16 protein-coding genes are annotated in these 13,405 nt (G+C 59.9%); all 16 read left to right on the top strand.

Translation table 11 applies throughout. From position 1 onward, the window contains the following. Positions 1-46: 46 nt before the first annotated feature. The 16 genes from DI396_RS00955 to cysE all read left to right on the top strand — a co-directional run bounded on the left by DI396_RS00955 (position 47) and on the right by cysE (position 13,393). A complete protein-coding gene (locus DI396_RS00955) occupies positions 47-1,264 on the top strand; it encodes a phage portal protein (RefSeq protein WP_110794794.1) in 1,218 nt (405 codons plus the stop codon). After that, a complete protein-coding gene (locus DI396_RS00950) occupies positions 1,257-1,490 on the top strand; it encodes a GTA head formation protein, RCAP_rcc01685 family (RefSeq protein WP_204362769.1) in 234 nt (77 codons plus the stop codon). Before DI396_RS00955 ends, DI396_RS00950 begins: the two co-directional genes overlap by 8 nt. Before the next feature lie 41 nt (positions 1,491-1,531). Continuing rightward, positions 1,532-2,086: an HK97 family phage prohead protease gene (locus DI396_RS00945; protein ID WP_110794793.1), complete on the top strand. Its 555-nt coding sequence runs from the start codon at positions 1,532-1,534 to the stop codon at positions 2,084-2,086. A gap of 43 nt (positions 2,087-2,129) precedes the next feature. After that, a complete protein-coding gene (locus DI396_RS00940) occupies positions 2,130-3,320 on the top strand; it encodes a phage major capsid protein (protein WP_110794298.1) in 1,191 nt (396 codons plus the stop codon). Positions 3,321-3,474: 154 nt separating this feature from the next. Beyond that, on the top strand, positions 3,475-4,080 hold the full coding sequence (locus DI396_RS00935) for a head-tail connector protein (RefSeq protein ID WP_110794297.1): 606 nt from the start codon (positions 3,475-3,477) through the stop codon (positions 4,078-4,080). Then, on the top strand, positions 4,080-4,421 hold the full coding sequence (locus tag DI396_RS00930) for a head-tail adaptor protein (RefSeq protein ID WP_110794296.1): 342 nt from the start codon (positions 4,080-4,082) through the stop codon (positions 4,419-4,421). Before DI396_RS00935 ends, DI396_RS00930 begins: the two co-directional genes overlap by 1 nt. Continuing rightward, complete coding sequence (locus DI396_RS00925; protein ID WP_110794295.1) at positions 4,418-4,825, top strand: DUF3168 domain-containing protein; 408 nt, start codon at positions 4,418-4,420, stop codon at positions 4,823-4,825. The genes DI396_RS00930 and DI396_RS00925 overlap by 4 nt, the downstream gene beginning before the upstream one ends. A gap of 59 nt (positions 4,826-4,884) precedes the next feature. After that, positions 4,885-5,301 carry a phage major tail protein, TP901-1 family gene (locus DI396_RS00920; RefSeq protein ID WP_110794294.1) on the top strand — a complete coding sequence of 139 codons (417 nt, stop codon included), beginning with the start codon at positions 4,885-4,887 and terminating at the stop codon, positions 5,299-5,301. A 4-nt stretch (positions 5,302-5,305) separates the two neighbouring features. Then, positions 5,306-5,632, top strand: a complete 327-nt coding sequence (locus tag DI396_RS00915; RefSeq protein ID WP_110794293.1) for a gene transfer agent family protein — start codon at positions 5,306-5,308, stop codon at positions 5,630-5,632. After that, entirely contained in the window at positions 5,629-5,838 is a 210-nt protein-coding gene (locus DI396_RS00910; protein ID WP_110794292.1) for a rcc01693 family protein, read from the top strand. Before DI396_RS00915 ends, DI396_RS00910 begins: the two co-directional genes overlap by 4 nt. Continuing rightward, complete coding sequence (locus DI396_RS00905; RefSeq protein ID WP_110794291.1) at positions 5,825-6,415, top strand: phage tail tape measure protein; 591 nt, start codon at positions 5,825-5,827, stop codon at positions 6,413-6,415. Before DI396_RS00910 ends, DI396_RS00905 begins: the two co-directional genes overlap by 14 nt. A gap of 62 nt (positions 6,416-6,477) precedes the next feature. Continuing rightward, positions 6,478-7,110 carry a DUF2460 domain-containing protein gene (locus DI396_RS00900; RefSeq protein ID WP_110794290.1) on the top strand — a complete coding sequence of 211 codons (633 nt, stop codon included), beginning with the start codon at positions 6,478-6,480 and terminating at the stop codon, positions 7,108-7,110. Beyond that, positions 7,110-7,994 carry a DUF2163 domain-containing protein gene (locus tag DI396_RS00895; protein ID WP_204362768.1) on the top strand — a complete coding sequence of 295 codons (885 nt, stop codon included), beginning with the start codon at positions 7,110-7,112 and terminating at the stop codon, positions 7,992-7,994. The genes DI396_RS00900 and DI396_RS00895 overlap by 1 nt, the downstream gene beginning before the upstream one ends. Position 7,995: 1 nt before the next feature. Continuing rightward, complete coding sequence (locus DI396_RS00890) at positions 7,996-8,451, top strand: NlpC/P60 family protein (RefSeq protein WP_110794288.1); 456 nt, start codon at positions 7,996-7,998, stop codon at positions 8,449-8,451. Next, positions 8,451-12,365, top strand: coding sequence for a baseplate multidomain protein megatron (locus DI396_RS00885; RefSeq protein WP_110794287.1), 3,915 nt, complete (start codon positions 8,451-8,453; stop codon positions 12,363-12,365). Before DI396_RS00890 ends, DI396_RS00885 begins: the two co-directional genes overlap by 1 nt. A 218-nt stretch (positions 12,366-12,583) precedes the next feature. Then, positions 12,584-13,393, top strand: a complete 810-nt coding sequence (cysE, locus tag DI396_RS00880) for a serine O-acetyltransferase (protein ID WP_110794286.1) — start codon at positions 12,584-12,586, stop codon at positions 13,391-13,393. Positions 13,394-13,405 lie beyond the last annotated feature (12 nt).

Below are 13,405 nucleotides of genomic sequence, written 5' to 3'. Positions count from 1 at the left end.
CGCGGCCTCAAAAGCCGCATCGCGCAAGATCCAAAAGGAGCACCGAATGACGGTTTTTGATTTCTTTCGCCGCAGCGAAGCCACCCAAGTGCCCGAGCAAAAAGCCAGCGCCACCGGCCCCGTGGTTAGCTATCACAGCGCCGGCCGTGTGGCATGGAGCCCGCGCGATACGGTCTCCTTGACCCGTACAGGGTTTGCCGGAAATCCGGTCGGGTTTCGCACCGTTAAACTGATCGCCGAAGCTGCTGCCGCGCTGCCTTTGGTGCTTCAAGACGACCGTACCCGTTACGACAGCCATCCGATGCTACGTCTGATCCAAAGCCCAAATCCGGCGCAGGGCCGCGCTGAATTGTTTGAATCGCTTTACGGGCAATTGCTCTTGTCGGGCGATGCCTATCTTGAGGCTGTCGGCGGCGAAGACGGCACACCGGTGGAGTTGCACGTGCTGCGGTCGGACCGGATGAGCCTTGTCCCCGGTGCGGATGGATGGCCGGTGGCCTATGATTACACCGTTGGCGGGCGCAAGCACCGTTTTGACGTGGCGGGCGGGCACCCCAGCATTTGCCACTTAAAAAACTTCCACCCGCAGGACGATCATTACGGGTTCAGCCCGATGCAAGCCGCCGCCATGGCGATTGACGTGCATAACAGTGCCAGCCGGTGGTCCAAGGCTTTGCTCGACAACGCGGCGCGGCCTTCTGGCGCGATCATCTACAAAGGGTCGGACGGGCAGGGCAGCCTGTCTGCCGATCAATATGACCGGTTGGTGAATGAAATGGAAAGCCATCACCAAGGCGCGCGCAATGCGGGGCGGCCGATGTTGCTGGAAGGCGGGCTGGATTGGAAACCGATGGGGTTTTCGCCCTCGGATATGGAATTCCAAAAGACCAAAGAAAGCGCCGCGCGTGAGATTGCCATCGCCTTTGGCGTGCCGCCGATGCTTTTGGGCATACAGGGCGATGCGACCTATGCCAATTACCAAGAGGCCAATCGCGCCTTTTACCGCTTGACGGTGTTGCCTTTGGCGACCCGCGTGGCGGCGGCGGTGGCCGATTGGTTGTCAGGCTTCACCGGTGAGGAATTGCACCTCAAACCCGATCTTGATCAGGTGCCGGCCTTGGCCGCCGAACGCGACGCGCAATGGACGCGTGTCTCGCAGGCCAGCTTTCTGACCGACGCAGAAAAACGTGCGATTTTGGGCCTGCCGCCGGTCGATAACGAGACAATGGCAAACCCATTGGCTGCGGAGCACAGCGATGAGTGAGGAAAGCCACCGCTTCGGGATGGAGCAGTTTGATTGCGCGCCCGGTCTGCGCTTACAGGCCCACGAACGCGTAAGTGATTTGCATATTCAGGGGCTTACGCGACGCCTCGATAAGTTGGACGAGATGATGGAACGGCTTGAACGCCGTTTGTGGCTGACGGTCTACGGCGTGGTCGGCGCGATCCTGGCGCAGGCGCTCCAATCCTTTGTGGTGAGCGCACATTGAGCGCGGCGCATCATCCGACTTCGGCAATGAAAGGACAGAACATGGATATGGATACAGGACTTGAGCAGAAATTCTGCCGCTTTGACAGCGAGTTGACCGTTCTGGATGGCACCAAGGTCGAAGGCTATGCCTCGGTCTTTGGGGCCTGCGATCAAGGCGGCGATATCGTCCAGAACGGCGCCTATGCCGAAAGCCTCAAACGCCTTACATCCGAGGCCCGAGCCGTGAAAATGTTGTGGCAACATGATCCGGCGCAACCCATCGGCATTTGGGATGAGGTGCGCGAGGACGGGCGCGGTCTCTACGTCAAAGGGCGTTTGTTGGAGAGCGTCGCCAAAGGGCGCGAGGCCGCCGCCTTGATCGAGGCAGGCGCGATTGATGGCCTGTCGATCGGCTATCGCACCGTCAAGGCGACGAAGAACACCAAGGGCCAGCGGCTCTTGACGGAACTGGAACTTTGGGAGGTGTCGCTTGTGACCTTCCCGATGCTTCCCAGTGCGCGGGTGGGAGTGAAAGGCGATGGCCTTGAGCGCGATGCCCTGCGCGATCTGGCGGCGGCCTTTGAGGACGCCCGCCAGTCCATGGCGCAAGACTGACGCGCTTATCGCAACCAAACGCAACCGACCAAGGGGACGTTTTATGACGCAGACCGAGAGCAAGTCTCGGACCGGAGAAGCTATGTCTCCGGTCTCCGAGGTGAAGACCGCCATGACAGGCTTCATTAGCGACTTCAAAGGCTTCCGAGCCGATATTCACAACCGAATTCAACAGCAAGAAGAGCGATTGACCATGCTTGACCGTAAACAAATGACCGCCGCACGTCCGGCGTTGGCCGCTTCGGGCGATTTTGACGCCCCCCATCAGAAAGCCTTCAACGCTTATCTGCGCGGCGGCGATGATGATGCGCTGCGCGGTTTGATGATGGAGGGCAAATCCATGTCCACCGCAGTGAACTCCGATGGTGGCTATCTCGTCGACCCGCAGACCGCAGAGACGGTGAAATCGGTGCTCAAATCAACCGCGTCGATCCGCGCCGTGGCCAATGTGGTTAATGTCGAGGCGACCTCTTATGATGTGCTCGTTGACACCTCCGACATCGGGTCGGGTTGGGTGACGGAGACCGGGGCACTGACCGAAACCGCGACGCCCACCATCGACCGCATTTCCATCCCGCTCTATGAGCTCTCGGCCCTGCCGAAAGCCTCTCAGCGTCTTTTGGATGATGCCGCATTTGACATCGAAGGTTGGCTGGCGGCGCGCATCGCCGACAAATTCTCGGCCGCCGAAGCAGGCGCCTTTATCAATGGCGATGGCATCGACAAACCGACCGGTATTTTGAACCACACCCAAGTGGCTGAAGGCAGCTGGGCCTGGGGGTCTTTGGGCTATATCGCAACAGGCACAGATGCCGGTTTCGACGCCAGTAATCCGGCCGATGCGATCATCGAATTGGTCTATGCTTTGGGCGCACAATACCGCGCCAACGGCACCTTTGTGATGAACTCGAAAACCGCTGGCCAAGTGCGTAAGCTCAAAGACGCGGACGGTCGTTTCCTGTGGTCCGATGGTCTGGCGGCGGGCGAACCTGCACGCCTGATGGGGTATCCGGTTCTGATTGCCGAGGACATGCCGGATGTGGCATCCGACGCGGCTGCGATTGCCTTTGGCGACTTCGAAGCCGGCTACACCATTGCAGAGCGTCCCGACCTGCGCGTCATGCGTGATCCTTTCTCCGCAAAACCCCATGTCCTCTTTTATGCGACCAAGCGCGTGGGTGGCGACGTGAGCGACTTTGCCGCGATCAAGTTGTTGAAATTCGGCACCGCCTAAACGGGCATAGCCGATGGGGAGGCGGGCATGGTCCGCCCTCCCGCGCACGGCGTCTTCAAAAAAGCGTTGTCCAGCTGCTCCCCTCCGTCCGAGCAACGCGGAGGCGCCGTGCGCATATTCCCTTCGGGGGGAGGAAAATTTGCGGAGTGATCCCATGATGTTAATCGAAGAAAGCGCGGTGCCGCAAAGCGCCCTTCCGCTGGATGAATTTAAAGACCACCTGCGCCTTGGTACCGGGTTTTCCAACATTGGTTTGCAAGATTCAGTGCTTGAAAGCTTCCTGCGTGCGGCCATTGCTGCAATCGAGGCGCGCACTGGCAAGATTCTGATCACACGGGATTTTTCCTGGACGTTGAGCTGTTGGCGCGATCAATCCGGACAGGCCTTGCCGGCCGCGCCGGTTGTCAGCCTGACCTCGGTCGCGATGACAGATGCCGGCGGGACACAAACGGTGCTGGATCCGGCGGGCTATTATCTGGAGCGGGATCAACAACGCCCGCGTTTGCGCGCCAAAACCGGTCTTCTGCCATTGGTCCCCTTGGGCGGCTCGGTCGATATTCTGTTTGCCGCCGGCATGGGCGCGACATGGGGTGAGTTGCCCGCAGATCTGGGCCAGGCGGTCCTGCTTTTGGCGGCGCATTATTATGAATATCGGTCCGAGACGGCGCTTGGCAGCGGTTGCATGCCCTTTGGCGTGACCTCGTTGATCGAGCGCTATCGGACCCTGCGTGTTCTGGGCGGCAAGGGAGGCACGGCGTAATGGCAGAGCTTCCCAACCTTAGCCGCGCCTTGGCTCTCGAAACACCGCTGCGCACGCCCGATGGGGCGGGGGGGTATGATGAGGTCTGGCAGGTGCTTGGCACGCTGTGGGCCGAGGTCATTGCCGCCGGGGGCCGCCAACGCACGGGCGCGGCCACGGCCGTTTCGGATGTTGGCTACCGCGTCATCGTGCGCGCGGCCCCGCCAGGCGACGAACGCCGCCCGCGCCCCGAACAACGGTTTCGTGAAGGTGCGCGCGTGTTCAACATTCTTGCTGTGGCCGAAGACGATCCGACCGGCCGCTATTTAACCTGCTATGCCAATGAGGAGCTTGTGCCATGAGTTATGTGACTTCGCCGGCGCTACAAGCGGCTGTGTTCAGCGCGCTTTCTGCCGATCCCACGGTGACCGGCCTGGTGAGTGGGGCGATCTATGATGCGCTCCCTTCGGGCACTTTGCCATCGACCTATGTCAGCCTTGGGCCGGAAACGGTGTTCGGGGCGTCGGATATGACCTCGGAGGGTGCATTGCACAAATTCGAAGTTTCCGTCGTCACCACCGACCAGGGCTTTCAAAGCGCCAAAGACGTTGGCGCAGCAATCTGCGACGTGCTCATCGACGCAGACCTGACCCTCTCGCGTGGCACGCTGATCGGTATCGGTTTCGACCGTGCCGTGGCCCTGCGCGAAGAGAACGGCACCGTACGGCGTATTAACCTCACGTTTCGCGCAAGAGTAGAGGCTTAGGCCAGATCCCTGCGCGGGGCATTTTTTACCACCATCCACCACCATTTGGAGTGACGAGCATGACAGCCCAGAACGGCAAAGATCTTTTGATCAAAGTAGACATGACTGGCGATGGCCAGTTCCAAACCGTGGCGGGTTTGCGCGCCACGAGGATCGCTTTCAACGCCGAAAGCGTCGACGTAACCTCATTGGAAAGCCAAGGCGGCTGGCGCGAACTGTTGGGCGGCGCCGGTGTGCGTTCGGCCACGATCACCGGTTCGGGCGTCTTCAAAGACGAACAAACGGATGAACGCGCCCGGCAGATTTTCTTTGACGGCGAGACACCGGATTTTCAAGTGATCATCCCTGATTTCGGCAACGTGGAAGGTCCGTTCCAAATTACCTCGATTGAATATGCCGGCACCTTCGATGGCGAGGCCACCTATGAGCTGTCATTGGCCTCTGCCGGTGCCTTGCTCTTTACAGCGGCGGTCTAACCCCATGGCGAACCCTTGGACGGGCGAGGTCACCCTTGCCATAGATGGAGAGCAGCGGGTTCTGAAACTGACCTTGGGGGCTTTGGCGGAGCTTGAAGAGAGCCTCAACGGGAGCACCCTGGTGGACCTTGTCGAGCGCTTCGAAGCCGGTGCGTTTTCCAGCCGTGATGTGCTTGCGCTCATCGTGGCGGGTTTGCGCGGCGGCGGTTGGCAAGGCAGCAGCCGTGATCTGCTGTCGGCAGAAATTGCGGGCGGCCCGATGGGTGCGGCGCGCGCGGCGGCGCAATTGCTCGCACGGGCCTTCATGTTGCCCGAGGAGCGTGCCGGATGACGGGTCTTGATTGGCCCGTGTTGATGCGGGCGGGGATCCACGGGCTTGGCCTGTCCCCGTCCGAGTTTTGGCGCCTGACCCCGGCAGAGCTTCGGCTGATGCTGGGGGAAAGCGGCGGGAGTGTCCCGCTGGCGCGGTCGCGGCTCGACGAGCTGCTCGAAGCCTATCCCGATGCCGAAGGAGGCACAGACGATGAGTCAATTTAACGGTTTGGACAATCTCGACATTCAGGTGTCGGCGCTGGAGGCGACGCTGGGTGATGCGGCGGTGGTCGCGGCAAGTTTCAATGAGGAACTAAGCACGATCCGCACGACATTATCCGGCACGCAAACTGACGTGGCGACGCTTGAAAAAGGGCTCTCGCGCGGTTTGCGCAAGGCCTTTGATAATGCGGTTTTCGACGGCGCACGTTTGTCAGAAGTGATGCGCGACGTGGCGCAAACCATGGCGAACACCGCATATTCCCAAGCGCTTAAGCCGGTGACAGATCAGGTCGGTAGCACCATTGCCCAAGGCATTGGATCGCTGGTGGGGGCGGCTTTGCCCTTCGGCAACACCGGCCTTTTTGGCGGTGCAAAAACCGCGAGCGTGGCGGGGTATGACAGCGCGAGGAGCGCGGTGATGAGCGCCTCCGAACGGTTGGGCAATGGCGTGCAAACCGCTGGACCGGTCAGCGTGGTGATGAATATCTCGACCCCCGACGCAGCGAGTTTTCAGCGCAGCAATGCACAGGTCGCCGCCGAGATGTCCCGCGCGCTTAGTCGCGGGCAACGCAATCGCTGACCCGGCGGATCACGACAGGTAGGGGCACGCGCCCCGTAACAGGATATTTGAGGAGCACGACAATGGGATTTCATGAAACACGGTTTCCGGCCTCGCTCAGTTTTGGATCGGTCGGCGGGCCCGAGAGGCGCACCGATGTGGTCACCCTTGCCAACGGGTTCGAAGAGCGCAACACGCCATGGGCCCATTCGCGCCGTCGCTACGATGCGGGCGTTTCGATGCGCAGCCTCGACGATATTGAAACCTTGATTTCGTTTTTCGAGGCCCGCAACGGGCAGCTGAATGGCTTTCGTTGGAAGGATTGGGCCGACTATAAATCATGCCTGGCATCACGGGACATTGCCTATGATGATCAGGTGATTGCCATTGGCGACGAGATCGAGGCCAGCTTCCAATTGACCAAAACCTACCGGTCAGGCGATGAAAGCTATACCCGCCCGATCACCAAACCGGTGGCCGGCACGGTGCGGGTCGGGGTGGCCGGTGATGAGCTGCAAGAGGGCATACATTATTCGGTCGACACTGCCACTGGCATTGTTACCTTTGTTCACCCACCCAACGAAGGCTTTGAGATCACCGCCGGGTTTGAATTTGATGTGCCGGTGCGGTTTGACACCGACCGCATTCAGACTTCGGTATCATCCTTTCGCGCGGGCAATGTGCCCTCGGTTCCGGTGGTCGAGGTGCGCATCTGATGGGCTATTCCGATGAATTCAAAACCCATTTGGCCAGCGGTGCAACCACCCTATGCCGCACATGGGCGATCATGCGCAGCGATGGCGCTGTGTTTGGTTTTACCGATCATGATGTCAATCTGACCTTCGAGGGGATCACCTTCAAGGCGGATAGCGGCCTGACTGCTATGGCATTGGCGCAGTCCACCGGCCTTGCGGTGGACAACACCGAAGCGATTGGTGCGTTGCGCGATGCCGCGATCAAAGAGGCCGATATCGAGGCGGGCCGGTTCGACGGGGCGGAGGTGCGTGCGTGGCTCGTCAATTGGGCCGATGTGAGCCAACGCGAGATGCAGTTTCGCGGCTCCATCGGGGAATTGCGCCGCACCAATGGAGCATTCACGGCCGAACTACGCGGATTGACCGAAGCCTTGAACCGTCCGTTGGGGCGGGTTTATCAAAAGCCCTGTAGCGCAGTTTTGGGTGATCGTGCCTGCGCATTTGAGCTCACCGCCGCAGGGTATTTTGCGGAACTGGCTGTCGAGGCAGTCGAGGAACGGCAGGTGTTTCGCTTTGATGCCTTAACCGGTTTCGATGACGCCTGGTTCGCGCGCGGGCGGTTGATCGGCCAAAGCGGGGCCTGTGTCGGGCTAAGCGGCATGGTGAAACGCGATTACTTCGATGAGCAAACCCGGGTGATCGAGCTCTGGGCTCCGATGCGGGCACCGATTGTTGCGGGCGATATGATCCGGCTTGAAGCGGGGTGCGACAAACGCATGGAAACCTGCCGTTTGAAATTCAATAATATCGCGAACTACCAAGGGTTTCCCGACCTTCCTGGTGATGATTGGACGGTTGTTCCGCCCAGCCAGAGCGGCATTTCAGTCGGCGGGAGCCGTCGCTGATATGGTGCAGGTTGGGGATCATATCGTTTCGGCGGCGCGTGGCTGGATTGGCACGCCCTACCGACATCAAGCCAGCGTCAAAGGTGCGGGCACCGATTGCCTTGGCCTCTTGCGCGGCGTCTGGCGTGAGGTGCTGGGCGCGGAGCCGGAACCTGTTCCGGCCTATACGCAAGACTGGTCGGAGCCTCAGGGCGACGAAGTTCTGTGGCGCGCGGCCACTGCGCATCTTGTTCTCAAGCGCCGTGATGATCCGGCGCCCGGCGATGTTTTGCTGTTTCGGATGCGGGCGGGTGCGGTGGCCAAACATTTGGGCCTTCAAGGCCACGTGCCGCTGACCGGCGGCATGCCGACATTTATTCACGCCTATTCAGGTCATGCGGTGGTTGAAAGCCCGCTGAGCCTGCCATGGCAGCGCCGTATTGTGGCGCGTTTTGCTTTTCCTGAGGAGACTGTGTGATGGCGACGATCCTTTTATCTGCGGCGGGTGCGGCGATCGGCGGCTCGGTGGGGGGCACGCTTATGGGTGTCTCAGCGGCGGCTGTTGGCCGTTTGGCAGGGGCCACATTGGGCCAAGCCGTCGATCAACGTATCATGGGGAACGGCGCCGAAGCCGTCGAGCATGGGCAAATCGACCGCTTCCGTTTGACCAGCTCCGGCGAAGGCGACCCAATTGCACAGGTCTATGGCCGAATGCGGGTCGGGGGCCATGTGATATGGGCGACCAATTTCTCTGAAACTGTATCGGTTTCTGGAGGCGGCAAGGGCGCGCCAAAACCCACGGTGCGGTCCTATAGTTATACTGTCAGTCTGGCGATTGCGGTCTGCGAGGGTGAGATCACCAGTATTGGCCGCATTTGGGCAGATGGCAGCGAAATATCGCGCGATGGTTTGAATATGCGTGTTTACACCGGTGCAGCGGATCAATTGCCGGATCCCAAAATGGAAGCCGTCGAGGGGGCGGGTAATGTGCCTGCCTATCGCGGCACCGCCTATGTGGTTTTCGAGGATCTGGCGTTAGAGCAATTCGGCAACCGCGTGCCGCAGTTCTCGTTCGAGGTGGTGCGTCCCGCGCAGCCCCATACCGAGAGCCATAAATATGATCCGGCCTTTGGCATCCAAGGCGTTGCCATGATGCCGGGCAGCGGCGAATACGCGCTCGCCACAACGCCGGTGCATTTCTCCTATGGGGTCGGGCAATCGGCACTGGCCAATGTCAATTCGCCTTCGGGCAAATCGGACTATGCCACTTCTCTAGAAGCCTTGGGTGAAGAATTGCCGAACTGCGGTTCGGTTTCGATGATTGTCTCTTGGTTCGGCAACGATCTCCGCGCCGCCAATTGCGAAATCAAACCCAAGGTCGAGCAGACCCAGTTCGATGGTCAGGAAATGCCATGGTCCGTTGCAGGCGAGGTGCGCAGCACGGCCGATTTGGTTCCGTTTGATCCCGAAAACCGCCCCATATATGGCGGCACACCGGCAGATGCCTCGGTGATTGAAGCCATTCAGGCGACGCAAGCCAACGGGCAGGGGGTGATGTACTACCCCTTTATTTTGATGGATCAGGTGGACGGCAATACCTTGCCCGATCCTTATTCGGATGCGACGGCGCAACCGAAACTGCCATGGCGTGGACGGATCACGCTGAATGATGCACCGGGTCGCCCGGCATCGGCGGATGGCACAGCCGCCGCCGATGCAGAGGTCGCGGCCTTTATGGGGACGGCCACGGCGGCGGATTTTGCGGTGTCGGAGGGGACAGTGATCTATAGCGGTCCGGCCGAATGGCGCTACAACCGCTTTATCTTGCATCAAGCCGCGCTTTGCGCTGCGGCGGGCGGGGTCGAGGCGTTTTGCATCGGCTCCGAGATGCGCGGATTGACGCAAATTCGCGGGGCGGATGGTCGCTTTCCTGCGGTGGAGGCCCTGATCGCTTTGGCGGCCGAGTGCCGCGCGATTTTGGGGCCCGATTGTAAGATCGGTTATGCCGCAGATTGGACCGAATATTTCGGCTATCAACCTCAAGACGGCACAGGAGACCGGTATTTCCATCTTGACCCGCTTTGGGCGGATGACAACATCGATTTCGTCGGGATCGACAATTACATGCCGTTGTCCGATTGGCGCGACGGCACCGATCACACCGATGCCGATTGGGGCGCGATCTATAATCTCGACTACCTTCAAGACAACATTGAGGGCGGCGAAGGCTATGATTGGTATTATCATTCGGTCGATGCCCGCGCCGCGCAAATCCGCACACCGATCACCGATGGTGAGCACAACGAGCCATGGGTCTACCGGTATAAGGATATAAAAAACTGGTGGTTGAATGCGCACCACGAACGCATCAATGGTGTCCGGCAAACCGACCCGACAGAGTGGGAGCCGATGTCGAAACCCGTCTGGTTTACCGAATTGGGATGTGCCGCCGTAGATAAGGGCACCAACCAGCCGAACAAGTTTCTGGATCCGAAATCTTCTGAATCCAGCTTACCGCGCTATTCCAACGGGCGGCGGGACGAGTTGATGCAGATGCAATACCTGCGCGCGATGTTCAGTTATTGGGATGATCCGGCCAACAATCCGGTCAGCGAGGTTTATGCCGCGCCGATGTTGGATATGAGCCGTGCCCATGTTTGGGCCTGGGATGCGCGCCCCTATCCATTCTTCCCCAACAATCGCGGACTGTGGAGCGATGGCGACAACTATGCACGCGGTCATTGGTTGACAGGACGTAGCGCTTCGCGGCCTCTGTCGGATGTGGTGGCCGAGATTTGCAAGCGGGCCGGTATTTTGAGTTATGACGTCTCGGAACTCTACGGCTATCTGCGCGGCTATACGCGTGCCGAAGTCGCACCCGCGCGGACGGCATTGCAACCCTTGATGCTGCGCTATGGCTTTGATGCGGTGGAGCGGGGCGGGACGCTCAAATTCGTCATGCGCGATGGCCTTGACGACATCACCGTGGCGCGTGACGAGATGGCCGTGGCCAGCGAACTCGACGGTATTGTCGAAGAAACCCGCACCGCCGAGGCAGAACTTGTCGGGCGTGTCCGGATGCGGTTTGTGCAGGCCGAGGGGGATTTCGATGTGATTGCCGAAGAAGCGATCCTTCCCGATGAGCAGACCCATGCGGTGGGTGCAACCGAAGTGCCTTTGTCTTTGACCCGCGCCGAAGGACGGCAGGTGGTCGAACGGTGGCTGTCCGAGGCACGCATCGCCCGTGATGTGGTGCGCTTTGCCTTGCCGCCCTCGAAGCTGCCGCTCGGGGCGGGCGATATCGTGCGGCTTGACAATGACGGGGTGCCGGCGCGCTATCGTATTGATCGCGTCGAACAGGGCGACAAGCAGTTGATTGAGGCCGTACGGATCGAACCGGAAACCTATCGCCCGATTGATATGGCCGATGATGCGGTGGCTGTGCGGGCCTTTACACCGCCGCTTCCGGTGTTCCCGCTGTTCCTCGATCTGCCGTTGATGACCGGCGACGAGGTGCCCCATGCACCGCATCTTGCGGTCACGGCGGAACCATGGCCCGGCACTGCGGCGCTTTATGCCTCTGGCTCGGATACCGGCTATAGCCTCGATCAATTGATCTCCAGTCGCGCGACCATCGGTGTGACCGAAACACCGATGTTTGCTGCGCCGATGGGAATCATCGACCACGGCGACGGCTTGGTGGTGAAATTGACCTCTGGCGCATTGGCCAGCATTGATGATCTCGGGTTGCTTAATGGCGGAAATTTGATGGCGATCGGCGATGGCAGCGCAGGCAATTGGGAGATTTTCCAATTCCGTGATGCGCAGCTGGTAGGCGAGAACACCTATCTTCTCGAACACCGTTTGCGTGGGCAATTGGGATCGGATGTATTGATGCCCTCTCAATGGCCGGTGGGTTCCTATGTGGTGTTGCTTGACGGCATACCGCAGCAGATCACGCTGGCGGCCAACCAACGCAATATCGCGCGGCACTACCGTGTTGGCCCTGCACAGCGCAGCTATGACGATCCGTCCTATGTGCACCGCATCGAAGCCTTCGATGGTGTTGGCCTGCGCCCCTTTGCACCGGTGCATCTAAAGGCGCAATGGCAGGGCGCGGATGCAGATCTGTCGTGGATTCGCCGCACGCGGATTTCCGGGGATGGATGGGACGGCATCGAGGTGCCGCTCGGCGAGGAAAGCGAAAGCTATCTGCTGCAAATCCGCCAAGGCGGCGGTTTGATCCGCGAGGAAATCCTTGCCGCGCCGGTTTGGAGCTACACCGCAGCAATGCGCGCGGCAGATGGGGTAACGGGCGCATTCGAGGTGAGCGTCGCTCAAATCTCCGCGAGCTATGGCGCTGGTGCAAAACGAAGCCTCGTTGTAGCCTAAGACGGAAAGTCATCTGAAATCAATGGGCTGCGCCGGGTTCTGCTCCGCGCAGCCCTTTTGCGTTTCGGCGCCAAGGCAGAGGATATTCCGTATCGGAATGGCTAAAATCACAGCTTTGCATTTCCGCATCGCCTGCGCTCTGTTATAGAGAAAGCCAAAGCAATCCCTCTGATCGACGTCACTGCGACGCCTATCCGGGGCCGTTCAGGCGAGGCACAATGGCCGAGAAACGCGCAACACTGTCCCAGATCGATCCGGTCTGGACTCGTATCACCCAAGAAGCCCGGCAAGCTGTGACCGATGAGCCATTGCTTGGTGGATTGGTGCATGGATGCATTTTGCACCATGAAACGCTCGAAAATGCTTTGGCCTACCGTATGGCGCAAAAGTTGGCCTCGGCCGAGATGTCCGAGCAATTGCTGCGCGAGATCGCCGATTCCGCCTATGCCGATGATCCCGAATTGGGGGCCGCCGCGCGGGCCGATATCATCGCCGTGTTCGAACGCGACCCAGCCTGCCACCGGTATATCCAACCCTTGATGTTTTTCAAAGGGTTCCAAGCGATTCAAGCCTACCGTATCGGGCATTGGCTGTGGCGCCAGGGGCGGCGTGATTTGGCCTATTTCGTGCAGATGCGGGTGTCGGAGCAATTCGGAGTTGATGTCCATCCGGCGTCCCGCATCGGTAAGGGGCTGTTCCTTGACCATGCCCATGCCATCGTGATCGGCGAAACCGCCGTGGTTGGCGATAATGTGTCGATCCTGCATTCGGTCACTTTGGGCGGGACCGGCAAAGAGGACGAAGATCGCCACCCCAAAATTGGCAACGGCGTGTTGATCGGGGCAGGGGCCAAGGTTTTGGGAAATATCAAGATCGGCCATTGCAGCCGCATCGCAGCAGGGTCTGTTGTGTTGACCGAAGTGCCCCCCTGCAAGACGGTGGCCGGTGTGCCGGCCAAGGTCGTCGGTGAGGCAGGATGCGATCAACCCTCGGTGTCGATGGATCAATTGATCGGCGCGCGTGAGTAAAAAACGCCGCAG

This window comes from Litorivita pollutaquae (assembly GCF_003205515.1).
GTDB lineage: Bacteria > Pseudomonadota > Alphaproteobacteria > Rhodobacterales > Rhodobacteraceae > Litorivita > Litorivita pollutaquae.
The sequence above is the reverse complement of the archived record's forward strand: the minus strand, read 5'-3'. Positions and strand labels throughout refer to the sequence as shown.

Bases quoted from the DNA above. Each gene is read 5' to 3' on its own strand.
- DI396_RS00955 (WP_110794794.1), top strand. From the start codon at position 47: ATGACGGTTTTTGATTTCTTTCGCCGCAGCGAAGCCACCCAAGTGCCC.
- DI396_RS00950 (WP_204362769.1), top strand. From the start codon at position 1,257: ATGAGTGAGGAAAGCCACCGCTTCGGGATGGAGCAGTTTGATTGCGCG.
- DI396_RS00945 (WP_110794793.1), top strand. From the start codon at position 1,532: ATGGATATGGATACAGGACTTGAGCAGAAATTCTGCCGCTTTGACAGC.
- DI396_RS00940 (WP_110794298.1), top strand. From the start codon at position 2,130: ATGACGCAGACCGAGAGCAAGTCTCGGACCGGAGAAGCTATGTCTCCG.
- DI396_RS00935 (WP_110794297.1), top strand. From the start codon at position 3,475: ATGATGTTAATCGAAGAAAGCGCGGTGCCGCAAAGCGCCCTTCCGCTG.
- DI396_RS00930 (WP_110794296.1), top strand. From the start codon at position 4,080: ATGGCAGAGCTTCCCAACCTTAGCCGCGCCTTGGCTCTCGAAACACCG.
- DI396_RS00925 (WP_110794295.1), top strand. From the start codon at position 4,418: ATGAGTTATGTGACTTCGCCGGCGCTACAAGCGGCTGTGTTCAGCGCG.
- DI396_RS00920 (WP_110794294.1), top strand. From the start codon at position 4,885: ATGACAGCCCAGAACGGCAAAGATCTTTTGATCAAAGTAGACATGACT.
- DI396_RS00915 (WP_110794293.1), top strand. From the start codon at position 5,306: ATGGCGAACCCTTGGACGGGCGAGGTCACCCTTGCCATAGATGGAGAG.
- DI396_RS00910 (WP_110794292.1), top strand. From the start codon at position 5,629: ATGACGGGTCTTGATTGGCCCGTGTTGATGCGGGCGGGGATCCACGGG.
- DI396_RS00905 (WP_110794291.1), top strand. From the start codon at position 5,825: ATGAGTCAATTTAACGGTTTGGACAATCTCGACATTCAGGTGTCGGCG.
- DI396_RS00900 (WP_110794290.1), top strand. From the start codon at position 6,478: ATGGGATTTCATGAAACACGGTTTCCGGCCTCGCTCAGTTTTGGATCG.
- DI396_RS00895 (WP_204362768.1), top strand. From the start codon at position 7,110: ATGGGCTATTCCGATGAATTCAAAACCCATTTGGCCAGCGGTGCAACC.
- DI396_RS00890 (WP_110794288.1), top strand. From the start codon at position 7,996: ATGGTGCAGGTTGGGGATCATATCGTTTCGGCGGCGCGTGGCTGGATT.
- DI396_RS00885 (WP_110794287.1), top strand. From the start codon at position 8,451: ATGGCGACGATCCTTTTATCTGCGGCGGGTGCGGCGATCGGCGGCTCG.
- cysE (WP_110794286.1), top strand. From the start codon at position 12,584: ATGGCCGAGAAACGCGCAACACTGTCCCAGATCGATCCGGTCTGGACT.